General features: G+C 66.3%; 23 protein-coding genes. 6 read left to right on the top strand and 17 right to left on the bottom strand.

The genetic code is table 11. From position 1 onward, the window contains the following. Nucleotides 1-13: 13 nt before the first annotated feature. The 3 genes from T331_RS0112665 to T331_RS0112655 form a co-directional block, all read right to left on the bottom strand. Nucleotides 14-1,372 carry a glycosyltransferase family protein gene (locus tag T331_RS0112665; RefSeq protein ID WP_211248725.1) on the bottom strand — a complete coding sequence of 453 codons (1,359 nt, stop codon included), beginning with the start codon at nt 1,370-1,372 and terminating at the stop codon, nt 14-16. A 121-nt stretch (nt 1,373-1,493) separates the two neighbouring features. Then, entirely contained in the window at nt 1,494-3,062 is a 1,569-nt protein-coding gene (locus tag T331_RS0112660; RefSeq protein WP_051622361.1) for a peptide chain release factor 3, read from the bottom strand. A 47-nt stretch (nt 3,063-3,109) separates the two neighbouring features. Continuing rightward, nucleotides 3,110-3,802 carry an SDR family oxidoreductase gene (locus tag T331_RS0112655; protein WP_026440282.1) on the bottom strand — a complete coding sequence of 231 codons (693 nt, stop codon included), beginning with the start codon at nt 3,800-3,802 and terminating at the stop codon, nt 3,110-3,112. Nucleotides 3,803-4,107: 305 nt separating this feature from the next. On the opposite strand from T331_RS0112655, the gene T331_RS0112650 reads away from it, so the two are divergent. The 3 genes from T331_RS0112650 to T331_RS0112640 are packed head-to-tail and all read left to right on the top strand — an operon-like array spanning nt 4,108 to nt 5,594. Next, nucleotides 4,108-4,296, top strand: coding sequence for a hypothetical protein (locus T331_RS0112650; protein ID WP_008492308.1), 189 nt, complete (start codon nt 4,108-4,110; stop codon nt 4,294-4,296). After that, nucleotides 4,293-5,321: a GNAT family N-acetyltransferase gene (locus T331_RS19230; protein ID WP_051622360.1), complete on the top strand. Its 1,029-nt coding sequence runs from the start codon at nt 4,293-4,295 to the stop codon at nt 5,319-5,321. Before T331_RS0112650 ends, T331_RS19230 begins: the two co-directional genes overlap by 4 nt. Nucleotides 5,322-5,354: 33 nt before the next feature. Continuing rightward, nucleotides 5,355-5,594, top strand: a complete 240-nt coding sequence (locus T331_RS0112640) for a DUF2188 domain-containing protein (protein ID WP_008492304.1) — start codon at nt 5,355-5,357, stop codon at nt 5,592-5,594. Here the strand turns inward: T331_RS0112640 and T331_RS0112635 are convergent, their stop codons facing one another. The 4 genes from T331_RS0112635 to T331_RS18305 form a co-directional block, all read right to left on the bottom strand. Further along, nucleotides 5,595-8,369 (bottom strand): Hint domain-containing protein, encoded by a 2,775-nt coding sequence (locus T331_RS0112635; RefSeq protein ID WP_026440281.1) that lies wholly within the window; start codon nt 8,367-8,369, stop codon nt 5,595-5,597. 68 nt (nt 8,370-8,437) lie between these two features. Then, on the bottom strand, nt 8,438-9,283 hold the full coding sequence (locus T331_RS18310) for a CDP-alcohol phosphatidyltransferase family protein (RefSeq protein ID WP_035180107.1): 846 nt from the start codon (nt 9,281-9,283) through the stop codon (nt 8,438-8,440). Then, nucleotides 9,283-9,972, bottom strand: coding sequence for a phosphatidylserine decarboxylase (locus T331_RS0112625; RefSeq protein ID WP_008492299.1), 690 nt, complete (start codon nt 9,970-9,972; stop codon nt 9,283-9,285). The genes T331_RS18310 and T331_RS0112625 overlap by 1 nt, the downstream gene beginning before the upstream one ends. Before the next feature lie 16 nt (nt 9,973-9,988). Continuing rightward, a complete protein-coding gene (locus T331_RS18305; protein ID WP_051622359.1) occupies nt 9,989-10,969 on the bottom strand; it encodes a LysM peptidoglycan-binding domain-containing protein in 981 nt (326 codons plus the stop codon). Between the two features lie 53 nt (nt 10,970-11,022). Between T331_RS18305 and T331_RS0112615 the strand changes: the two genes are divergently transcribed. Continuing rightward, on the top strand, nt 11,023-11,574 hold the full coding sequence (locus tag T331_RS0112615; protein WP_026440280.1) for an LOG family protein: 552 nt from the start codon (nt 11,023-11,025) through the stop codon (nt 11,572-11,574). A 136-nt stretch (nt 11,575-11,710) separates the two neighbouring features. Here the strand turns inward: T331_RS0112615 and T331_RS0112610 are convergent, their stop codons facing one another. From T331_RS0112610 to hslO, 10 genes are all read right to left on the bottom strand, one after another. After that, nucleotides 11,711-12,103, bottom strand: a complete 393-nt coding sequence (locus T331_RS0112610; RefSeq protein WP_008492296.1) for a flagellar FlbT — start codon at nt 12,101-12,103, stop codon at nt 11,711-11,713. 76 nt (nt 12,104-12,179) lie between these two features. Then, complete coding sequence (locus T331_RS0112605; protein ID WP_026440279.1) at nt 12,180-12,995, bottom strand: TIGR00282 family metallophosphoesterase; 816 nt, start codon at nt 12,993-12,995, stop codon at nt 12,180-12,182. Between the two features lie 40 nt (nt 12,996-13,035). Continuing rightward, a complete protein-coding gene (locus tag T331_RS0112600) occupies nt 13,036-14,028 on the bottom strand; it encodes an SDR family oxidoreductase (RefSeq protein ID WP_026440278.1) in 993 nt (330 codons plus the stop codon). Between the two features lie 159 nt (nt 14,029-14,187). Next, nucleotides 14,188-15,300: a DNA replication/repair protein RecF gene (gene recF / locus T331_RS0112595; RefSeq protein ID WP_322786136.1), complete on the bottom strand. Its 1,113-nt coding sequence runs from the start codon at nt 15,298-15,300 to the stop codon at nt 14,188-14,190. A gap of 210 nt (nt 15,301-15,510) precedes the next feature. After that, entirely contained in the window at nt 15,511-16,638 is a 1,128-nt protein-coding gene (dnaN, locus tag T331_RS0112590; protein WP_008492289.1) for a DNA polymerase III subunit beta, read from the bottom strand. A 150-nt stretch (nt 16,639-16,788) separates the two neighbouring features. After that, nucleotides 16,789-18,174: a chromosomal replication initiator protein DnaA gene (gene dnaA / locus T331_RS0112585; protein WP_051622366.1), complete on the bottom strand. Its 1,386-nt coding sequence runs from the start codon at nt 18,172-18,174 to the stop codon at nt 16,789-16,791. 441 nt (nt 18,175-18,615) lie between these two features. Then, on the bottom strand, nt 18,616-18,885 hold the full coding sequence (gene rpsT, locus T331_RS0112580; protein WP_008492286.1) for a 30S ribosomal protein S20: 270 nt from the start codon (nt 18,883-18,885) through the stop codon (nt 18,616-18,618). A gap of 86 nt (nt 18,886-18,971) precedes the next feature. Beyond that, entirely contained in the window at nt 18,972-19,316 is a 345-nt protein-coding gene (locus T331_RS0112575; protein ID WP_026440275.1) for a cupin domain-containing protein, read from the bottom strand. After that, on the bottom strand, nt 19,313-20,092 hold the full coding sequence (locus T331_RS18300; RefSeq protein ID WP_051622358.1) for a hypothetical protein: 780 nt from the start codon (nt 20,090-20,092) through the stop codon (nt 19,313-19,315). Before T331_RS18300 ends, T331_RS0112575 begins: the two co-directional genes overlap by 4 nt. After that, complete coding sequence (hslO, locus tag T331_RS18295; RefSeq protein WP_035180104.1) at nt 20,089-21,051, bottom strand: Hsp33 family molecular chaperone HslO; 963 nt, start codon at nt 21,049-21,051, stop codon at nt 20,089-20,091. The genes T331_RS18300 and hslO overlap by 4 nt, the downstream gene beginning before the upstream one ends. A 67-nt stretch (nt 21,052-21,118) precedes the next feature. Between hslO and rfaE1 the strand changes: the two genes are divergently transcribed. Together rfaE1 and T331_RS0112555 are read left to right on the top strand one after the other, a co-directional pair. Further along, complete coding sequence (gene rfaE1 / locus T331_RS0112560) at nt 21,119-22,594, top strand: D-glycero-beta-D-manno-heptose-7-phosphate kinase (protein WP_026440274.1); 1,476 nt, start codon at nt 21,119-21,121, stop codon at nt 22,592-22,594. Nucleotides 22,595-22,597: 3 nt separating this feature from the next. Continuing rightward, nucleotides 22,598-23,275 carry a GNAT family N-acetyltransferase gene (locus T331_RS0112555; protein ID WP_026440273.1) on the top strand — a complete coding sequence of 226 codons (678 nt, stop codon included), beginning with the start codon at nt 22,598-22,600 and terminating at the stop codon, nt 23,273-23,275. The last annotated feature ends 24 nt before the right edge of the window (nt 23,276-23,299 follow it).

The raw sequence follows: 23,299 nt of genomic DNA, 5'->3' as shown, positions 1-23,299 counted from the left end.
GCCAGCACACCCTTCAGGGAGATGCCCAAGTAGGTGCCCAGGGGGCGAGAGACAAAGCGGGCAAGCGCAATGCCGCGTGGGAGGCAATGCGAAGCCGCGTGCCCGGGATCTGCGAAAACACTCTCAACCCGGACCTGGACGCCAGCGCCAGCGCCGGTGCGGTGCCTTGCCCGTGGGCGAAGAAAATCACCGTATCGGGCGCTTGCGGCTGGGGGTACCAAAGGATTTGCGAGCGCTGAAACCGCCCCGGCGCCAGGGCGACCACCGCGCCATCCGCCGCCACCCGCCCGAGCGTCGCCTGGCTCAACAGCTCAATCGCCCGGTTGGTCCGGGCCTGCATCGCCAGGCTGGGTGGTGAGAGGAAATCCCCCGGGAAGCGCAAATTTTGCGGATTTTGCATCCCCCAAAGCCCGACAAAGGAGCAAAGCAGGATCGTCACAAAGGCACGTTTGGCCTGAACCGGCGTGGTGACGTGGCGCGCCTGCAAGCGGAGCGCGAACCCGTGGCCGAGCAAGGGCCATACCATCCCGAGCACCAACGGAAACGGATAATAATTGCTGAGCGTTCCGGCATAGGGGCTGCGGGCCATCAGATTCAGGGCCAGCCAGGGCAGGCAGGATATGAAGCCGGCCACGATGGAGGGGGCCCGCCAGCGCTCCGCCAGGATGATCGCCGCGATGATCGGCAGTACGAGATAGAGCCGGTAGATCAGCCAGAATGTGAGGCGCGTGGCGATTGTTACCAGACTCACAGGCGGAAAGACGCCATGGCCGAGATAAACATCATCCAGCGCCGCCGCGTTTGGGAAGATGGCGTGCTGAATGGCGAGAATAGAGGCGCTCCAGACCAGTGCGGCCACCGCGTAACCGGCGAGCGGGCGCAGCCTTTCCCATGCCACCCCCTGCATACGCAGCGCCCAGATGCCGCAGGCCAGCAGCAACCCGAGATGAATGCCGGCATCCTCGCGGGTGCTCAGGCAGAGCGCAAAAAAACAGAGCGCCGCCCCATGGCGCCGGCGCAGCAGGCAGGTGAGAAACGCAATGCCGCTGGCCACGATGAGCAGTTCGAAATGCGGATTGCAGCTTGCGGCCAGTACCATCCCGTTGAATGCAAACAGGATCGCCAATCCGGCAGCAGACCAGCGCCGCATAGGCACACTGCGCAGCAGCGCGTATACCGCCAGGGCCATTCCCCCCTGCACGCAACCGAGAAACAAGGAAAAGAACTGTTCGCGTGTGACCGGCAGCAGCCAGGAGATGCCCGAGGTGAGCCAGAACACCAACGCCATATGGGTGGCGAGAAAACTGTCGCCGCGCCATACCAAGGGCAATGTAAGCCCCCAGCCATTATGCCACATGGCCGGGGCAAGCATGCCGGCATCCCCCCACCAGGCGCCGTTAATATAAAAGCTGCGCAGACCCAGCGTGAAAAACGCATAAGTGGGGATAAGGACAACCGCGATCGGCAGCCCCCATCGCCACAATGTCTCCGCCTTAGGTGCGCTCACGCGTCGCCGAGAAGGTCAGCTCCGGAAAATTCTCCTTCATCCGGTTCAGCTCCCAGGCATTGCGCACCATGTAGACCGGCGCGCCGTCGCGGTCCTCGCTCATCGCGCTCTTATTCACCTCGATGAAGAATTTCAGCCGGGCGCTGTCCTGCGAAAAAATCCAGCGGGCGGTGTCGAAGGGCGCCGGGTCGAAGCCGATCGGCACGTTATATTCCTGCTCAATGCGCGAGGAGAGCACGTCGAGCTGCAACATGCCGACGACGCCGACGATCCAGTCCGCCCCGGTCATCGGCCGGAACACCTGGGTGACGCCTTCTTCGGCCAGATCCTCCAGCGCCTTGCGCATCTGCTTGGCCTTCATCGGGTCGGCCAGGCGCACGCGGCGCAGGATTTCGGGGGCGAAATCCGGGATGCCGGTGAAGCGCAGCTTCTCGCCCTCGGTCAGCGTATCGCCCACCCGCAGCGTGCCATGGTTAGGAATGCCGATAATGTCGCCCGGAAACGCCTCTTCCGCCAGCGAGCGGTCCTGGGCGAAGAAGAAGATCGGCGCCTGGATCGCCATCGGCTTGGCCGTCCGCGAATGGGTCAGCTTCATGCCGCGGGTGAATTTGCCGGAACAGATGCGGGTGAAGGCGATGCGGTCGCGGTGCTGCGGGTCCATGTTCGCCTGCACCTTGAACACGAAGCCGGTCACCGGCTTCTCCTCCGGCGCCACCTCGCGCACATCCGTAGCCCGGGGCTGCGGCGGCGGGGCGTTGGCGACCAGCCCTTCCAGCAGCTCGCGCACCGCATAATCCTTCAAGGCCGAGCCGAAATAAACCGGCGTCAGATGCCCTTCCTCGTAGGATTGCGCATCGAAGGCCGGATAGGCGGCGCGGATCAGCTCCACATCCTCATCCAGCTGCGCCTGCTGGTCGGCGGGGATGGTGAAGCTCTGCGCCGGCCCGTCCTCGCCGGGCTTCTTCGCGGAGACCAGCTGGTCATTGCCCAGATTATAACAGCCCTTGAACAGCCCGCCCGAGCCGATCGGCCAGACCATCGGGCAGATATCCAGCTGCAGCGTATCGGCGATCTCATCGAGCAACGCGAACGGGTTCTGGCTCTCGCGGTCGATCTTGTTGATGAAGGTGGTGATCGGGATGTTGCGCAGCCGGCAGACCTCGAACAATTTCTTGGTCTGCAGCTCGATGCCCTTGGCGGCGTCGATCACCATCACCGCGCTGTCCACCGCCGTCAGCGTCCGGTAGGTGTCCTCGGAGAAATCCTCATGGCCAGGCGTGTCCAGCAGGTTGAACACCGCCCCGCCGAACTCGAAGGTCATCACCGAGGAGGTCACGGAAATACCGCGCTGGCGCTCGATCTTCATCCAGTCCGAGCGGGTCTGGCGGCGGTCCTGGCGCGCCTTCACCATCCCCGCCTCGCGGATCGCGCCGCCGAACAGCAGCAGCTTCTCGGTCAGCGTGGTCTTGCCCGCATCCGGGTGAGAGATGATCGCGAAGGTGCGGCGCGGCGGGATGCCGGAGATGCTCTCGCTCTGGGGAAGGGGCTGGTCCATCGCGGCGATCTAGCAAGGTTTCGCGCCGAAACCAACCGCGTCCGGCGCTACCAGGGTACGATCTTGCCGCGATAATCCAGGAATTCGTGCCCGCCGCTGCCGGCGCGTGATTCCAGCACATCCGCCATGCCCTTGGCCGAGGTCTCGACATCCAGCGGCGCGGTCTCGCCGCCCATATCCGTGCGCACCCAGCCCGGATGCAGATTGACGATGGTGAGATATTCATGCGCGGCGGCGAAGGCGCGGCTGAGCCGGTTCAGCATCGCCTTGCTGGCGGCATAAAGCGGGCTGGCATCGTTGGCGTTCAGCTCCAAACTGCCCAGCGCCGAGGACATGAAAGCCAGCACCCCGGTCTCGGGCTTCAGCAGCAGCGCCAGACGCTCCGCCAGGCGCAGCGGCGCGATGGCATTGGTCATCATCAGATGCGTGATTTCCTCGGCGGTGACCTCGTCCAGCCCCTTGTCGCGCGGGCCATAAATACCGGCATTCAGCACCACGAGGTCGAACACATGGCCCTTCATCCGCGCCAGAAACGCCTCGGCCATATTCGGGTTATTGATGTCCAGCGTGTCGAGCGTGAGTTGCTGGTAATATTCCTCCAGCCCGGCGCCGTGAATCGCGGTGCGCACCGTGGCGGTGACATGATAGCCCCGGCGCAGAAACTCCTTGGTCAATCCAAGCCCCAACCCCCGCGAGGCGCCGACGATGAGCACCTGCTTTCTTTCCGGCTTCGCGGCCATCGCCACTCCTTGCGTTTTGCGTCCGCCATAGAAAAGGCCCCGAACGCCGGGCGGCACAAGAGGCGCATGCGAATAAGAGCTTGGCAAAACATGATTTCCTCGTTAGCGTCAGCGCCCATGACGAAACCACTCACCCGCGCGATGACCATCGTAGCCGCCAATATTATTGGCGGCGTGCGTATGCGCGCGCGGGCGCGGCACGGTTAGCGGGCTTCCCAACCCCGACCGTCCCCAACCCCGCCCACACGCAAGGCGGGGTTTTTTCTGGAAAACGCCCTGCCTCCCAACCCAAGAGGAGCTTTTCCATGTCGCCCCTGGCCTGGCTGCCGTTTCTGTCCCTCTGTGCCGCTGCGCTCGGCTTTGCCGCGGCCAATGCGCGGGCGCGCATGCTGGCGCGCCGGCCGGCCGAGCCGCCGCCGCGCGGCTTTCGCCCGGTGGTGATTGAAGGCGGCAAGGCGCAGATTCCGGCCTGTGCCGAGGAGGCCATGCCATGATCAGCATCCGCCCCGCCTGCGCGGATGATGCCGTCGCACTCAACCGCATCTATAACCAGCCCAGCGTGCGCCGCTTTACCTGCGCCCTGCCCTTCACCAGCCTGGCGCGGACGCAAGCCGTGCTGGCGGATGAAACGGCGACGCATGCCCGGCTCGTCGCCTGCGGGGCGGATGGGCAGGTGCTGGGCGAAGCCAGCCTGCGCCGCGAAGCCAACCCAAGGCGGGCTTATGCGGCGACGCTGGGGATCATGGTGGACGAGACCGCGCAGCGCCAGGGCATTGGTAGCGCCTTGCTGGCGGCGCTGCTGGATCTCGCGGATCACTGGCTAAATCTGCACAAGATCGAGCTGACGGTATTCGCCAACAACGAGGCCGCGATCGCCCTTTATAAGCGCTTCGGCTTCGTCACCGAGGCGGTTCTGCGCCATGAGGCGATGCAGGAAGGCGTGCTGCGCGACGCGCTGGCGATGGGGCGGCTGCGCCAGGGCCTGCCGCGCGATGCCAGCTTGGCCCCGCCGCGGCCGCCCCAGGCGCCGCGCGCCCCCTTCAGCCTGCGCGCGCCGCACGCGGATGACCTGCCGGGCCTGGCCGCCTTGTGCAGCCTGCCCGGCATCTGCTTTGGCACCACCGGCCGGCCCTTCATGACGCCGCAGGATGTGGCGCATCTCGCCGCGCCGGAGAGCAGGGCGCATGCCATCCTCGCTCTGTCCGGCGAGGTGGTGGCGGGGCTGGCGGTACTGACACCGGGACGCGGGCGCCATCTGCATGCAGGCACGGTGGAGTCGCTGCTGGTGCATGATGCCTATCAGGGCCAAGGCATCGGGCGCGCCTTGCTCTCGGCGGTGCTGGAGCTGGCGGATTGCTGGCTGGGCCTCAGCCGGGTGGCGCTGGCGGTGCTGGCGGACCAGGACCATGCGATCCGGCTTTACGAATCCTTCGGCTTCGAGGTGGAAGGGCGTTTCGCCGCGGATATTTTCCGGGGCGGCGCCTATGCCGACTCACTGGCCATGGCGCGGCTTCGATGACGCCTTATATTGAGGGCTGAAAGGAGTGCCCGCATGAGCACCGCGCATTACAAAATCGTCCCGCACGATGGCGGCTTCGCCTACACGCTGGATGGCAGTTTCTCCGAGAGCTTCAAGACCCATGAGGCGGCGTTGAAAGCCGCCCGCCGCGCCGCGCAGGAGCAGCGTGTGCCCGGCGAGACCAGGCTGATCCAGTATCAGAGCGAGGATGGCGCCTGGCACACGGAAGAGGCGCTCGGGATCGACCGCCCGCAGACGGATGTGAAGGGCTGATCAGGCGGCGCGGCGCACCGGAACGGGGAGCGAAGCGCCGTCCCCCACACGGGAAATGCGCAACCGCGCCGGGTTGTAACGGCGCGGCGCCCTGAAGCTGAAACCGGCGCGGCCGATGCCGATGCCGGCTTGTTCGAGATCCGGCCGATGGTCGCAGGCCAGCACCGTGCCCAGCCTGGTTCGTCCGGCATAGATCTCCAGCATCTGCGGCCAGAGCGGTGAGGCGATATCCTGCGCCCAGCCGGAGACCATGCGCCCATCGGCAATGTCGATACAGCCACGCAGCGCCCCGAAGCCCGGCGGCGGCGGCAGAAACGGGCGCAGCGCGGCGGCCAGGCGGGGGCCGGCGAGGAAGCGCGGGGCGCACAAGCTGAGCGCGGACGGCGCCTGCCAGCCCGGATGGGCCGCCAGAAACGCCGCGCCATTGTCAAACTGCGCGCGCAGGTCCGGCCCGTCGGCAAAGCTCTCGGCCCAGACGCTTTCCGCCAGCAGGCAATCATGACGCTCAAACTCCGGCAGGACATACTCAACCGCCTCTGCCGGCTCTGGCTGGGTGATGGTGACGCCGTTGACCAGCGCCTCCGCCAACACCAGCACCCCGCCCAGCAGCAGGGAATGGCCCGGGGAGACGAACAGATCGCGCCGCGGCAGGCCCATGCCGAGCGCGCCCTTCTGGATACAAACCGGCCAGCGCGCGCGCTGGCCGCGCAGCGCCTCCGGCCCGAAACGCTGGCGGCCGATCCAGCGAATCGGCTGGCGGCCGCCAAAGCGCGTCGGCAGCACATCGCCAATGCGCAGCGACACGACATCGCGCTCGCCCTCCACGGTCTGGATCATGGTCCCGCGCCGGTAGCAGATGACGATCTCGGCACCGCCTGCGGTCTGGCTGAGCGTCACCGGCCCGGCCTGATCGAAACCGGCCAGGGCGATGGTTTCCGTCCCGCTGGCCCCGCTCAGCACCAGCCCGGTCCCGGCGACGAGGCTGGCGCTGCTGGCACTCACCCCGTCCAGGCGCAGAACATCCCCCGCACCGAACCCGGCGAGGGTCTGGCCGCCGGCAAGCTCGGCCACCGCCCCGGCCAGCATCCAGCCCGTGCCGGCGAAGGAGATCTCGGAAAAGCCGGAAAAGCTTGCCCCCATATCCAATGTGCCATGGCTGCCGGAGAGCAGCAGCGTGCCGCCGCCGCTCACGGCCGTCACCCTCCCCTCGAACACGCCGCCCGGGGCGACGGTGAGGCTGGGGCTGGCTTCGCTGATATAGGCGGCGAAGCTGCCGGCGAGCGTGCCGGCATTGGTGAAAGCCCCCCCGGCCAGGTCCAGCGCCACCGCCGCGCCCTCGACCAGCCCGCCATTGGTGAAGCTGCCCCCCTGCATCGCCAGCGCCGCATGGCCGAGGATGGTGCCGATATTCTGCACGCTGCCCCCGCCCATCCAGAGCCCGATAAAGGCGCCGCCGCCGCCCGAGAGCAGCCCCTGATTGAGCACCGTGCCGGTATAGAGCGCCACCCCCGCCCCCAGCCCTTCGCCCCAGCCATAGCGCGTCCCGGCCCCGCCCTGGATGCTGCCCGCATTCACCAGCAGGGCATCGTTCATCAGCACCACACCGTTGCCGCCGGTCTGCGTCCCGCTGCCGCCGGCGATCGAACCGCGATTGACCAAGGTGGCGCCGGCCAGCATCGCCGCGGCCCCGCCATAGAAGCCGCCACCGCCCAGCAGCGTGCCATCATTGCTGGCAACCAGCCCCGCCCCGCCGGACAGGCCAACGCCGCCGAACCCGGCAGAGCCTCCGCCGCCTCCGGCAATCACGCCGCCATTCACCAATGTGCCAGCGCCGAGCACCATGCCGGCTCCCGCCGTGCCCTGCCGCAAGACGGAACCGGACGGCGCGCTGGCGCCCTCAATCAGCCCGGTATTCTGGACCTGCCCCGCCGCCAGCGCCACCGCGGCACCGGTGGTGAAGCCATAGCCGCTCGCCGGGAAGGCCAGCGCGATGCTCCCGCCGCCCAGCATGGTGCCGCCATTATTCAGCCGCACCGGACCCGCCCCGGCATAAGCCGCATCGAACCCCGCAATGACCCCCGCATTGCCGAGATAGGCGCCGGCGCTCAAAATCACCCCGTCATGCCCGGCGGCGATGCTCGTGGCCTGGACCTCGCCCTGATTGACCAGGCTGGCGCCGCCGCCCAGCACCAGCCCGGCCAGCCCGCCTTGCACCACCCCGCCTGCCTGATTTTCCAACAGCCCGCTGGCACCCAGCACCATCCCCGCCAACCCGCCGGAAATGCTGCCCGCATTGCTGACCACACCACCTCCGCCGAGGCTGACACCATAGGCGCCACCAGTGATCGTCCCGGTCGCGTCGTTCTCCAGCGCGCCGCTGGCCATGCGCACGCCGATCCGCTGCAAGCCTACCCCGCCCGCAACGCCCCCTTCGATAAGCCCCTGGCTGACCAGGATCCCGCCCGAAGCCAGCACCACCCCTTCCAGATTGCCGGACAGCGTCCCACCCAGAGCATTATCAATGGTGCCGGCCCCGGCCAGTTCGAGCCCCACCCCGACAGCCGCGCCGCTGGCCAGCGTCAGCTCCGCGACCAGCGTGGCGCTGGTCGCGATGGTCCAGTTCGAGGATTGATCGCCATAAAGCCCGCTGACCAGCGCCGGGCTGTCTGTTGCCGCCTGGCCGGCCAAGGTGAGGGAAAGTCCGCTCGCCAGGCTCAACGAGGCGGGGGTTGCCGTTCCCAGCAAGATCGGGCCGCCTTGCGTCAAGCCGGACATCAAACGCTTCTCCGCGCGATTATTCCGGAATCAGATTTAAAACGACAGGTTAATCAAATCAATAAAAATCAAACCTCAGGTTGCGTCACGACCTGTTCATCATCGATCACCACAGACGCTTCGCGCCGCGCCTTCGCCTCGCGGGCCAGCTTGCGATAGCTGCGCAGCGAAAACGGCAGCATGATGATATAGGCGAGCCCGGCCATCGCGCCGGCAATGAAGGGGTCGGCGAAGATCAAAGCCGCGAAGACCACCACCCCCAGCAGCAGCGGCAGGATGCCGGCGGTGGGGATCTTGAAATTCTTGAAGCTCCAGACCGGCAAAGTGGAGACGCATAGCACCGCCACCATGGCCAGCACCGCGCCGGTGAAAAGCGGGTAGCTCACCACATCCTGCAGCCAGAACTGGTCATGCTCATTCGCCGCCAGACCGATGAAGAGCGGAAACAGAGCGAGCCCCGCGCCAGCCGGAGCCGGCACGCCGGTGAAGAAATTATAGGCGAAGGCGGCCTTGGGCGCGGAATCCAGCGCCGCGTTGAAGCGCGCCAGACGCAGCGCCATGGCGGCGGCGAACATCAAAGGCGGCAGAAAGCCGATCGCCCCCCAGGGCTGCAGCGACCACATATAAAGCAGCAGCGCCGGGGCGATGCCAAAGCAGAGAAAATCCGCCAGGCTGTCGAACTCGGCGCCGAAGCGCGAGGTCGCCTTCAGCATCCGCGCCAGCCGCCCATCCAGCCCGTCGATCACGCCCGAGACCGCGATGGCCAGCACGGCGGCGCCGAAGCGCCCCTCCAGCCCCAGCCGGATCGAGGACAGCCCGACGCAGAGCCCCAGCAGCGTCATCAGATTGGGCAGCATCCGGTTGAAACTCTGCCCGGAAAAACGCTGCCGGCGCGGCAGCCGACGCGGCCGCATCACGGGAAGGTGCTGAGCACGGGCGGCAATTCGGCGATCACCGTCTCACCGCCGAGCATGCGCTGGCCGACCGCGACCAGCGGCAGGCAGCCTTCCGGCAGATAGAGATCGGTGCGCGAGCCGAAGCGGATGATGCCGAAACGCTGGCCGGCGAGCAGCGCCTGGCCCTCGGTCACTTCGCAGAGAATCCGCCGCGCGATCAGCCCGGCGATCTGCACCACCACCACCTCGCGCCCATCGACGGTGCGCAGCAGCATCGAGTTACGCTCATTATCGTCGCTCGCCTTGTCCTCGGCGGCGGAGAGGAACAGGCCGGGATGATAGGCGATCTTCTGCACCGTGCCGGCGATCGGGGCGCGGTTCACATGCACGTCCAGCACCGAGAGGAAGATGGCGACACGGGTGCGCGGCACCGGCGGCAAGCCGAGCTCCGCCGGCGGGATCGCCTGTTCGATGCTCACCACCAGACCGTCGGCGGGGGCGACGAACACGTTGGGGCGCGGCGGCAGCACGCGTTCCGGGTCGCGGAAGAAATACAGACAGAACAGGGTGAAAAGCAGCCCGATCCAGGCCAGCGGGTGCCAGACCACCAGCCCGATCAGGGCGACCACGATGCCGCCGATGATGAACGGATAGCCGGCCTTGTGCGGCGGGCTCATCACCGATTTGATCGTCTCAGCAATATTCATGGAACTCTGCCTTTATTCAGTGCGCCTGAGTCTGCGGCAGGGCGAAGGCCTGGCCGGGGAAAATCAGGTTGGGGTCGTGGATCTGCCCCGCATTGGCGGAATAGATCAGCGTATACAAGGTGCCTTTCCCATAAACCCGGCGCGCGATCATCCAGAGATTATCGCCGGGGGCGATCAGCACATGGCCGTCCTGCAGCGCCTTGGTCAGAGCTTCCGGCGCAAAAGGCGCGGTCACCGGTGGGAGCGCCTGGCCATCCGGGCCGGTGGCGTTCAGCGTGACCATGCCAGGCGCCGTCGGCACCGATGCCTGCAGATGCCAATGGCCGGAGGCATCCGCCTTGGCGGTGCCGAGATCCTTGCCGCCGACATTGACCGTGACCTGCGCCCCCGCCGGAGCGGTGCCGCTGAATATGGCATGGCCCTGCGCGTCGTAATCCACCGCCCCCATGCCGAGCTGGCCGGGCTGCGGCCCCTGGCCGGTGACAACCTTGCTGCCATCCGGCCCGGAGACCACGGCCAGCGCCGGCTGGCCATTGCCGGGCAGATTGATCGAGGCGCTTTGCTGGCCCTGCACCACCTGCCCGCCGGGCAGCGCCTCGGACAACGTGATCTCATGCGAACCGGGGGGCAGCGGGCTGGCCGGGATCAGCACGAAGGCGCCTTGCGCATCCGCGGTCGCGGTGCCCAGCACCTTGTCGCCATCCTTGACGGTCACGGTGGCCCCCGGCACGGCACGGCCGGCCATCACCGCATTGCCCTGCGGGTCGACGCGGACGATGTCGAAGCTCGGCACGGCGGGGCCGGCGGCCGCCTGCGGCGTCGCCGGAGCGCTGGGTGCTACCGGCACGGCCGGGGCCGGCGCGCCGTGGCGACCGTGATGCAGATAGAAGAGCAGCGCCGCATCCCCCAGCGCCAGGATGACCAGCACGAGAAGGATGATCAGCCGCAGAGGGGTGCGCTTGCGCACCGGTGTCTCAAGAGTGTCGTTGCTTGCCATGGCCGCTTCAGCCTGCCACGAACGGGGCAGAACTGGAAGCGAGGCAGAGTGAGATGGCTAGTTTTTCCGTCACCGTATTTTGCGGCTCCAACCCGGGGGTGGATCCGGCCTATGCGGCGGCGGCCACATCCTTGGGTGAAGGGCTGGGCAAGCGCGGCATGCGCCTAGTGTTCGGCGGCGGCAATGTCGGGCTGATGGGCATCACCGCCGGCGCGACGTTGGGCGCGGGCGGCGAGGTGACCGGCATCATCCCGGATTTCCTGCGCCAGCGCGAGGTGGAGTTCCAGGGCCTGACCGAGCTGATCGTCACCGATTCGATGCATACCCGCAAGCGCCGCTTGTTTGCGCTGGGCGATGTGTTCGTGGTGATGCCCGGCGGGCTGGGCACCTATGACGAGACCTTCGAGATCCTGACCTGGAAGCAGCTCAGCCAGCACGCCAAGCCGATCATTCTGGTGAATATTCTCGGCTGGGCCGACCCGTTCATCGCGATGATCGACGAGACGATCAAGCGCGGCTTCGCCAGGCCGGAGGTGCGCGATCTGTTTGAGGTACAGCCGGACATGCCGGCCCTGCTGGCACGGCTGGAAGAGCTGCGCGGCTAGAGCATCAAGCTTTTGTTTTAGCGAGCAATTTCGTGTGTTTATCTTGACGCTGGCGCGTCAACCTCAACACATATTGCTCTAAACCAAATCCCATTACGTTGAGCCGGACATAACCACGCCCGGCTCAACGCAAACATCAATTCCCTTGCGGTGCCGACTCCGCCGCGCGGATCATCTGCCGGGCGCGCTTGAGCGCATCCAGCACGGTCTCCTCGCTGGTCAGGCGCAGCAGCGCGGACCAGTCCTCGCGCTGCGCCTCCGGCGCCTCGCCCATCAGCCGGCGAATATTGTCGCGGGCGCGCTGCAGCGCCTCCGGCCGCTCCTCCTCATCACTGATATAAGCCTGCTGCAAGGCGAAATAGGCTTGGCGCAGCGGGCTGGTGGCTTCCTCCGCCGGCATGATCTGCTTGCCGAAGAGAAAGCGCGCATGGCTGTTCAGCTCCAGCCGCGTGCGGGTTTTGAACCGGATGACCGCCCCATTGAGGATCATCGATTCACCCTGCTTCAATTCCAGGACCAGAGAGGACATCACACCCCGCTTTTGCAAGATTGGAAGATAAACATGAGTCTGCCACGCCTCATGTTAACGGGGGATGAAGCGCCGCTTACGCCGAGGGCATGGCCGGCGCCAAACGTCCGCCCAGCCGCACCGGCTCGATGCGTTTGGCCAGCCCGGTGGCGTCATCCGTCTCCACGAAAGCGCCGCACAGGGTCGCCGGGCCCTCCGCCGGGCTCAGCTTCTCACCCGGCATCTTGCGGATGAACCGGTTCAGCGCCGGGGCCTTCTGCATGCCGATGATCGAATCATAATCCCCGCACATGCCCAGATCCGTCGCGAAGCCGGTGCCGCCTGGGAGGATCTGGTGGTCGGCGGTGGGGATATGGGTGTGGGTGCCGGTGACGGCGGTGACGCGGCCATCGAAGGCATGGCCGAACGCCATTTTCTCCGACGTCGCCTCGGCATGGATGTCGATCAGGATGGCATGGGCGGTGATGCCGAGCTTATGGCGGGTGAGCAGCTCATCGATGCCGCGAAACGGGCAATCCATCGCCTCCATGTAGAGCCGCCCCATCGCCTGCGCCACCAGCACCTTGCGCCCATCCGGCAACGTTGCCAGGCAGGCCCCCGCACCCGGCGTGCCGGGCGGGAAATTGATCGGGCGGATCAAGCGTTTTTCGCTGGCGATGTAGGGGATGATCTCCCGGCGGTCCCAGGCATGGTTGCCCAGCGTGATCACATCCGCCCCGGCGGCGAAGAGCGCCTGCGCCATGTCCGGCCCCAGCCCGAAACCATGGCTGGCATTCTCGGCGTTCACCGCGACGAAATCCAGTTTCAGCGCCGCGCGCAGCTCAGGAATATGTTTGAGAGCCGCCTCGCGGCCGGAGCGGCCGAGCAGGTCGCCGAGCAGAAGAATACGCATGGGAGCGGTATAAGGGCTCCCTTGCCTGAAACAAAGCCGCTCAGCCTTGCTTTAAGCGCCGCAGCCCCAACGCGGCGCCGAGCCCCAGCGCCAGCAGCCCGGCATAGGCGGCCGCCTTGTGCCGGCCGGAGAACATCTCCCAGCTAACCTCGCGCTCGACACCGTCGAACCGCCCATGCGCCGCTTCATCGCCAGGCACCGGCTTGAACAAATTGGCCGGGCGGTCCTCCGGCTCAGGCTCGCTGGTCAGCTGGCCGGAATAGCCCTGCCTGGCCAGCACCCAATCGGCAAAGCCCGGCGCGATGCGGTTGGCGAGAATGGCCTTCACCGTCGGGAACCCGACCCAGAGCTCCCGGCGCGGATGCTCGGCCGCGAACAGGATCGCCCGGGCTGGCACCTCCGGCGCATAGACCGGCGGCACCGGCATCGGCCGGCGGCCCATCTTGTTCAGCGCCCAGTTGAATTGCGGCGTGTTCACCGCCGGCAGATGCACCATGCAGAGCTTGATCTGGCTGCGATCATGGATCAGCTCGCTGCGCAGACTGTCAGTGAAGCCACGAATGGCGGATTTCGCCCCGCAATAAGCCGATTGCAGCGGCACCGAGCGATAGGCCAAAGCCGAGCCGACATTGATGATGGTGCCGGCACCGCGTTTCTGCATCGCCGCCAGCGCCGCCAGACAGCCATGCACGGTGCCGAGATAGGTCACTTCCGTGGCGCGGCGGAATTCCTCCGGTGTCACCTTGGTCACTGGCGCGAACACGGTGGCCATGGCGTTATTGACCCAGACGCTGATCGGCCCGAATTCCTGCTCGATCGCCTGGGCGGCCTGGGAGACGGCATCGGCATCGGCCACGTCCACCGAATGCCAGACGGCACGCGCCCCCAGCCCCTGAATTTCGGCGGCGGCGGCCTGCAGCCGGCCCTCATCGCGCCCCAGCAACGCCACATCATAGCCCGCCTTGGCGAACATGGTTGCGGTGGCCCGGCCCACCCCGGCGCCAGCGCCGGTGACAACAACGATCTTGCTCATGGCTTCTCCCGTTCTGCGGTTGCTCCCCGCGATTTAGGCGCGGGCACGGGCGAATGCCGGCAGGTGGAGAAAGCTTCAGCCGGAGGTTAGAGCAATATGTGTTTAGGTTGACGCGCCAGCGTCAAGAAAAACACATGAAATTGCTCGCTAAAACAAAACTTAGAGCCTCAAGCGAAAAGCTTGATGCTCTAAGAGGCTCTCGCGCACGGCCAGACGCGCGGCGTCCAGCCCCGCGAACAGCTCCTGATCCGTGCCGGTCAGCCAGGCCGGCGCGTCCATCCGGGCCAGGGCAGCGAACAAGGCGCCGCGCCGCTGCGCATCCAGATGCACCAGCGGCTCATCCAGCAGCAGCAGCGGCGGGGCGCCCCGCAGCGCGGTAATCAAAGCGACATGGCCGAGCACGATGCCGATCAGCATCGCCTTCTGCTGGCCGGTGGAGGAGAGCGCGGCGGGGCGGCCGGCCTGGGCATCGGCAATCAGCAGATCGGCCTTCTGCGGGCCGTAGCCTGAGGATTTCACCGCCGCATCGGTGGCGCGCGAGGCCGCCAGCGCGCCGCGCAGCCAGTCTTCCACATCCAGCGCCGCAGCCGCGTCCAGAAGCTGCGCGATCGGGCAGGCCAACCCCAGTGTCACCCGCGGAAACGGGTCCGCCGCGCCCGCCTCCAGGCTCGCATTCAGCCGCGCGATCAGCCCCAGCCGGGCCGCCGTGGCGGCGACGGCATGGCGGGCCATCGCATCCTCCAGCCCCGCCACCCAGGCAGGGTCGTAACGCGGCTCGGCCAGCAGCCGGTTGCGCTGGGCGGAGGCACTCTCGAAGGCCGCGATCTCGCGCGCATGGAACGGCTCCAGCGCGATCACCAGGCGATCCAGGAATTTACGTCGGCCGGAGGCGGTATCCGTGAACAGCCGGTCCATCTGTGGGGTCAGCCAGACAGCGGCGAGCTGCTCCGCGACATCCGATTGCGCCCGGGGCTTCACCCCGTTGAGGCGGAATTCCCGCCGCTCCGGCGCCCCTTCCACCGCCCCGGTGCCGATCTCCAGCCCGTTGGAAAACTGTGCGGCCACCGCCCAGCCCCCGGCGCCGCCCTGGCGCGCCAGCTCGGCGAATTTTGCCCCGCGCAGGCCGCGCCCAGGGACCAGCAGCGAGGCCGCTTCCAGCAGATTGGTCTTGCCCGCGCCGTTCGGGCCGGTGAACACCAGGCGCCGCGCCGGCGCCTCAAAGCGCAGCGTGGCGTAGGAGCGGAAATCGGTGAGCGTCAGGCGGGATAGCAATATGACGGCGGTCCTTTGCCGCTTTTTGAAAAAAGCGGCAGCAAAAACTTTTGCTCACGGGCGGTGAAGCCCTGGCAACGGCGTGGAAAACCCCCAGCACCCAGGCGCAAACGTTTTTGGGCGCAGGCGGCCAAGGTTCCAGCATCGCGAAGCGGTGCTGGAAAGCCGCCGGAGGGCGTGGCCCTTTTTTCAAAAAGGGCCACAAAACCTTCACACCCGCATCGGCATCAAAACATAAACCGCCGAGCTGTCATTCTCCTCACGCACCAGCGTCGGCGCGGCGCCGTCAGCGAAGGCGAATTCCACCTTGCCGGACTTGATCTGGTCGGTGACATCCGAGAGATAGCGCGCCTGGAAGCCGATTTCCAACGGCCCGGACTGGTAATCCACCAGATCCCCGCCTAGCTCCTCGGAGGCCGAGCCCTGCTCGGCGGAGGCCGCCGAGATCACCAGCAGCTCCTTCGCCAGCGAGAGCTTCACCGGCCGGTGCTTCTCCGCCGAAATCGCCGAGACGCGGCCGACCGCATCGTTGAAATCCTTCTTGTCCACCCGCAGGATCTTGTCATTCCCCCGCGGGATCACGCGGTCATAATCCGGGAAGGTGCCATCGATCAGCTTGCTGGTCAGGCGCATGGTGCCGATGGTGAACTGGATGCGCGTCTCGGAAAGCGCCACCTCCACCTCGCCGCTCGCCTCATCCAGCAGCTTGCGCAGCTCGGTCACGGTCTTGCGCGGCACGATGATGCCGGGCATACCAGCCGCCCCGCTCGGGAGCGGCTCCTCAACGCGCGCCAGACGATGCCCGTCCGTCGCCACCGCGCGGATCACCGGGCCGTCCTGGCCCTCGGCGGCGTGCAGATAGATGCCGTTGAGATAATAGCGCGTCTCCTCGGTGGAGATGGCAAAGCGGGTGCGGTCGATCAGCCCGCGCAGCTCGATCGCCGAGAGCACGAAGCTGTGCGAGAGCTTGCCGGCATCGAGCTTCGGGAATTCCTCGACCGAGAGCGCCACCAGGCTGGTGGAATAGCGCCCGGCGCGCAGCGCCAGCGGCGCGTCCCCGCCCGGATGATCGAGCTCGATCACCGCATTCTCCGGCTGGCGGCGGACAATCTCATACAAGGTCGCCGCCGGCACGGTGATGGCGCCGTCGCGCAGCGTCTCCGCCGCCACCTCTTCCACCAGCGCGATCTCCAGATCGGTCGCGGCGATGGAAAGCCGGCCATTCTGCACCGAGAGCAGCACGTTGGCGAGAATGGGAATGGTATTGCGCTTCTCCACCACGTTCTGCACGTGAGCGAGCGACTTCATCAGCGTGGCGCGATCGGCCTTGAACTTCATGATACCCTTCCAGACTGCGATCGAATCACTTGGTTTGCGGCGCGATTCGGGCCTTAGAGTAGCAAGCTGACCAGGGGCTTGCAAAGCCAGGGATTCGGCCAAAGAAAAGGGGCCCCGCGGGCCCCTTTCTCACCGCCGGCAAAGGCGGGTTCAGTTCTCCAGCATGCGCTTGAGCAGCTCGACATCCTCGGCGAAAGCGGCATCCTGGCCGATCAGCTCGGTCACCCGCGAGACCGCATGCATGACGGTGGTATGGTCGCGGTCGCCGAAATGCCGGCCGATATCGGGCAGGCTCTTCGAGGTCAGCTGCTTGGCCAGGTACATTGCCACCTGGCGCGGCCGGGCGATGTTGCGCGCCCGCCGGGCGGAGCTCATCTCGGCGATGCGGATATTATAATGCTCGCAGACGCGCTTCTGGATTTCCTGGATGGAGATCTTGCGGTCATGCGCCTTCAGCACATCGTGCAGCACCTCATGCGCGGTATCCAGCGTCACCTGCCGGTTGAACAGATTGGCATGCGCGACGAGGCGGTTCAGCGCGCCTTCCAGCTCACGGTTATTGCTGGTGATCTTGCGGGCGAGGAATTCCACCACCTTCGGCGGCACCTCCACCCCGGCGCGCTGCGCCTTGGCCTCCAGAATGGAATAGCGCAGCTCGAATGTGGTGGCGTGCAGATCCGCGACGATGCCGCAGCCCAGGCGGGTACGCAGCCGGTCCTCCAGCCCCGAGAGGTCGGAGGGGGATTTGTCGGCGGAGATGACGATCTGCTTGCCCGCATCCACCAGCGCGTTGAAGGTGTGGAAGAATTCTTCCTGGGTGTTGTCCTTGCCGATCAGGAACTGCAGATCGTCGATCATCAGCACGTCGACGGACCGCAGCTCGTTCTTGAATTCCAGCGTGGATTGCGAGCGCAGCGCGTTGATGAAGCGGTACATGAAGCGCTCGGCGGACATATAGGCCACCGAGACCGGCCGCCCGCCGCGCGCATTGGTGGACAGCTCCCAGGCGATGGCGTGCATCAGATGGGTCTTGCCCAGCCCGACACCGCCATAAAGGAACAGCGGGTTGAAGCCCGGCGTCGCCGGGCTCTCGGCCACCCGCCGCGCGCAGGCATAGGCGAACTCGTTCGGCTTGCCGACGACGAAGGTCTCGAAGGTAAAACGCTGGTCCAGCCCGGCCATGTTCTCCTGGCGCGGCGCCGGCATCGCCGCCTGCCCGGCCACCGGCCGCGCGGCCGGCTCGGCCAGATCCGGCGCGGCCGGACGCGCGGAGGGCGCGCCAGTGCGGAACTCAACCCGCTTCACGCCCGGATTCTCAGCCTGCCAGAAGGAGGCGATCAGCTCGCCATATTCCTTGTTCACCCAGTCGCGCAGAAAGCGGGTCGGCAGCAGCACCACCGCCTCGTCGCCGGCAACACCGCCAAAGCTCACCTGCTTCAGCCAGGTGCGATATTCGACCTCACCCACTTCCGCCTGCAGCCGGGCGCGCACGCGGCCCCATTGCTCAGCCAGCCGTGCCTCTTCATTCCATATCATGGAGGTTTGCAGCGCAGCGCCGCCCTGACCAGAGGAATTGATCTCTAGGTTGATACCCATTCTGCTTTGCCTAACCCCGAACACAGCGCCGCAAAGGACCGATTCCGCAAAGCAAACCCTTGGGAAAAGGGCGCCTTCTCAGAAATGAGACAGTCCTGAACAGTCAATTGAGGCTTGGACATTAGGTCTAAACGCCTCGCCGAAGCAAGCCGACAAATGCGACAGCTTTGCGAACAAGCTGCTGACACTTCGAAAAAAACGTTTAAATTCAAAAGACTACAAATAAAAAACTTTCTTTGCGCCTACCTACTTGCCATAGCAAAAGCCTGGGCTTGCAACCAAGAATAGAAAACCGCCGTATCTTGCCATTACAACAAGATGACGGCGGTTCAAAAACGTATATTTTTTGGGACAACCCGGAGGATTATCCCAACCGGCGCATTAAGCGGCGGCGACGGCCTTCACGCTGGCTGACAGGCGGGAGATCTTGCGGGCAACCGCATTCGCCTTCAGCACGCCCTTGCCAGCCGCGCGCTGTAGCTCCGGCTGGGCAGCGATCAACGCAGCCTGCGCGGCTGCCTTGTCGCCAGCCGCCACGGCCTCTTCAACCTTGCGGATGAAGGTGTGGACGCGGGACTTGCGCGCCTTGTTGCGCGCCGTGCGCTTCAGCGTCTGGCGGATGCGTTTCTGGGCAGATGCGATATTGGCCATGTTATCCGAACAAAAAAGGTGTGTGTAATGGAGCGCGCCGTCTAGACCGCCCAAGGGGCCGCGTCAAGCACTTCCGCTAATTTCAGCTATTCCTGGATCACCCAGCTCTTGCGCAGCGCCGAGAGCACCTCCCAGGTGCCGGTGAAGCCGGGCTCGATCACGAATTTATCCCCAGGCCCCGCCTCGATCCGCCGGCCATCATCGCCCTCCACCACGCAGGCGCCGGAGATGATCTCCATATATTCCCACTCGGTATAGGCGATCCGCCATTTGCCGGGGCTGGCTTCCCATTCCCCGGCGGCGAGTCCGCGTGCCGGGTTCTCATACAGCACGATCGTGCGCGCCATCGGTTCGCCGGAAATCACTTTTTCCGGCGCGATCGGACTCCATTCCGCCACCCCGGCGGGCGGCAGCTGCACCAGCCGGCTCATGGCTGCGCCCCCAAGGCCGCCGGGCCCGCCCCAGGCAGATAGCCAGGCACGGCGCCATTGGTGTTGAGCTGGCCGGGCACCGGCGCCGCCGGCGCCACGGGGGCGGTGGTCGTCGTCGTGGTCGTGCTGGTGGCCATGCCAGGGGCGGTGCCCACCCCCGGCGGGGCCGCGAGCGGCGCCGCCTGGATCACCCCGCCCCCGGCATCGGGGGAGGCCGCCGCCGGGGCAGCGGCGCCGCCGTCACTGGTCCAGGAAATCCAGTTCGGCAGGTTTTTCTGGATCTGGTACTGCAGCTGCACATTCATCTGCGTCATCAGCTGCTTGGTCAGGTCGTAATAGGCCACGCGCAGATCCTCCGGATTGCCGGAATCCGGCGCGCTATGGGTGGCGCCGACACTGGCCTCGGTGAAGCCGGTGGAGCGGCCATCGGCGCTGGCCAGATTCACATCCACCGTCATCGCGCCGACCAAATTGCCGCTGACATTATCAACCGAGGCGTTGGTGACCGTCACCGTCGCGGTGCCGGGCTGGCCGGCGGGCTGCAGGCGCTGGCGCAGCATCGTCTCCAGCGTCTCGGCCGGGGGGGCGGGGTCCTGGCTCGCAGCCAGCTGCTGGGACGGGCTGGGCACGAAATTCGTCACCACATTCACCTGCGCCACCTTCAACAGGATCGGCGGCAGGTAGGAATAATCCAGCGGTTTCAGCACCGGGGCCGGTGGCGTCGAGCCGCAGGAGGCAAGCGCCAGCAGCGGCAAAGCGAGAAGCAGCTTCTTCATTCGGGGGCTCCAAGGTCGGTTTGGGGCGGGCGCCCGGCGACATCCGCGCGGGCGAAACAAAAATCGAAATTGCAGAATTCGCAGGTCATCACGATCTGGCCCTCGACGGCCATATGGTCGAGATCCTCCTGGTTGAACCCTTCCAGAATGCCGCCCAGGCGCTGGCGCGAGCAGCGGCAGCCGAAGGAGAGAGCGCGCGGCTTGGAAACCGCCGCGCCTTCGCCATGGAACAGCCGGTAGAGCAGCCGCTCGGGCGAGAGCGCATCATCCAGCAACTCCTCCTGCGTCACCGTCTCGGCCAGGATGCAGGCGGTGCGCCAGGCTTCCTCCTGCTCGCCCTCGGATATCTCCGGGCCCACGCCGCCGGCCCCGGCGACACGCTCCATCACCAGAGCCGAGGCGCGCCAGCCCCCCTCGCCTTCCGCCGCCGCCAGGAAAATCCGCGCCGGCAGCTGCTCGGAGGTGGAAAAATAATACTCCGCCATCTCGGTCAGGCTCTCGCCTTCGATGGCGACGATGCCCTGGCTCGGGTCCTTGTCCAGCCCCTGATCGACGGTGAAGGCGATATAGCCATTGCCGAAGAGCTGGCGGGCGGTAGCCTCCGGCGGGATCTCAGCCCCCGCCTCCACCCGCACATAGCCGCGCAGCGCCCCGGCCTCGGTGCAATCCACCACCAGCATCGGCACCGGGCCGTCGCCGCGAATCTGGATGGAGAAGGAGCCTTTGAATTTCAACGCGGTGGAGAGCCCCGCCGCCAGCGCCAGGGCCTGGCCAAGCAAGGCGCGCACCGGGGCGGGATGCTGGTGCCGGGAGAGCAGCGTCGCCCCCAGCGGCCCCAGCCGCACCAGCCGGCCGCGCACCGGGCGCTCGGGCAGATAAAACGGAGTGACGCCGCGCGGCACGGAAAGATCCGGCACTTGCGGGCGGGTGGAATCAAGAAACGCGGGCAGCTCTGTCATGATGTGTCCCAAATAAGCATGTTTTCGCCCCGTTGCCACAAGCCCGGGAGAGGGTTAGCGGTTTCCCATGGCCAACGACTCCTCTGCCGCCCCCTCCTGCGCCGACCTCGGCGCCTATGTGAAGAAACTCGCCCGCGCCAGCGTGCTCGTGGTGGGCGACGCGATGCTCGACCGTTACACCTATGGCGAAGTGACCCGGGTGAGCCCGGAAGCGCCGGTGCCCATCCTCACCGTCACCCGCGAGGTGGCGATGCCGGGCGGGGCTGGGAATGTGGTGCGCAATTTGATCGCGCTCGACGCCTCGGCGGCCTTCGTCTCGGTCGTCGGCGATGACCAGGCCGGCTCGGACCTGACCGGGCTGATCGGCGGGCAGGAGCGCGTGGAACCCTGGCTGCTGGTGCAGAATGGCCGCACCACGACGATGAAGACCCGCTATATCGCGCAAGGCCAGCATCTGATCCGCGCCGACCGCGAGGAGCGCATCGCCCTGCCGGAGAAGCTCTGCGAGCGGCTGCTGAAGATCGCCCTGGATGCGATGGCGGCCACGACTGTCACCGTGCTCTCGGACTATAATAAAGGTGTGCTCAGCGCCCCGGTCTGCGCCGCCCTGATCGAAGGCGCGCAAAAACTCGGGCGCAAGATCATCGTCGACCCCAAGGGCCGCGACTATGCCCGTTATAAGGGCGCGGACATCCTCACCCCCAACCGCAAGGAACTGGCCGAGGCCACCAACATGCCGGTGGAGAGCGAGGCGCAGATCGTCACCGCCGCCAAGGCGCTGCTCGCCTGGTATGGCTTCGGCGCGGTGCTGGTGACGCGCTCCGAGGACGGGATGAGCCTGATCACCGCCGAGGAGGTGCATCATTTCCCCGGCGAGGCGCGGGAAGTCTACGACGTCTCCGGCGCCGGGGATACGGTGGTGGCGGCCCTGGCCGCCTGCATCGCCGCCGAGGTGCCGCTGGTGGAGGCTGCAAGGCTGGCCAATATCGCCGGCGGCATCGTCGTCGCCAAGGTCGGCACCGCTGTCGCCCGCCCGGCGGATCTTCTCGCCCATATCGCCCCCGCCACCGGGGCGCTGCAGAAAATCGTCACCCCGTCCGCCGCCGCCGAGATGGCCGAGCGCTGGCGCCTGCGCGGCTATAAGGTCGGCTTTACCAATGGCTGTTTTGATCTGCTGCATCCGGGCCATGTGCATCTGCTGGAGCAATGCCGGGCGATGTGCGACCGGCTGATCGTCGGCATCAATGCCGATGCCTCGGTGCAGCGCCTGAAAGGCCCGACCCGCCCGGCCCAGGGCGAGGCGGCCCGCGCCGCCGTGCTAGCCTCGCTCGCCTCGGTCGATCTGGTCTGTCTGTTCGAGGAAGATACCCCGATCGAGCTGATCAAGCTGATCAAGCCGGACGTGCTGATCAAGGGCGCGGATTATACCCGCGAAACCGTCGTCGGCGCGGATCTGGTGGAGAGCTGGGGCGGCAGTGTAGCGCTGGCCCAGCTGCTGCCCGGCCATTCCACCACCGCCACCCTCGCCCGGCTGAGGGGCTGAGCCATGACCAAGCTTCCCCTCGGCCCCGAGGTCGATACCTGGCCGCGCCCGCTGCCCGCCCGGCAGAAATTTCTGGGCGCGCGCGTCAGCCTGGAGCCACTCACCCGCCGCCATGCGCTGGAACTGTTCGAGGCCTCGCAATTCGCCGAGGACAGTTTCACCTATATGTCCTTCGGCCCGTGGAAGAGTGTGGCCGAGGTGGAAGCGCTGATTGCCGGCTTTTACGCCGACCCGCTGGCCGCCTTCTGGGCGGTGCGGCCGACCACCATCGGCCGTGTCTCCGGCTTTCTGTCGCTGATGAATATCGAGCCAAAGAATGCCGCCATCGAGCTCGGCAATATCTGGTTGGGCCCGGAGCTGCGCCGCACCCGTGCCGCGACCGAGGCGATGTTCCTGATGCTGCGCCACGCGGCGGAGGATCTCGGCTATCGCCGGCTGGTCTGGAAATGCAACGCGCTCAACGAGCCTTCCAAACGTGCCGCGCTGCGCCTGGGCTTTTCCTATGAGGGCACGCTGCGCGCGCATATGGTGGTGAAGGGGCGCGAGCGCGACACCGCGATGTATGCGATGCTCGGGCATGAATGGCCGCAACAGCGCGATGCGATTCTCGCCTGGCTGGATGAGGCGAATTTCGATGCGCAGGGCAATGCGATCAAATCACTGAAAGAGCTGCGCGGCTAGAGCATCAAGCTTTTAGCTTGATGC

Source organism: Acidocella facilis ATCC 35904 (assembly GCF_000687875.1).
GTDB classification, from domain to species: domain Bacteria; phylum Pseudomonadota; class Alphaproteobacteria; order Acetobacterales; family Acetobacteraceae; genus Acidocella; species Acidocella facilis.
The sequence above is the reverse complement of the archived record's forward strand: the minus strand, read 5'-3'. Positions and strand labels throughout refer to the sequence as shown.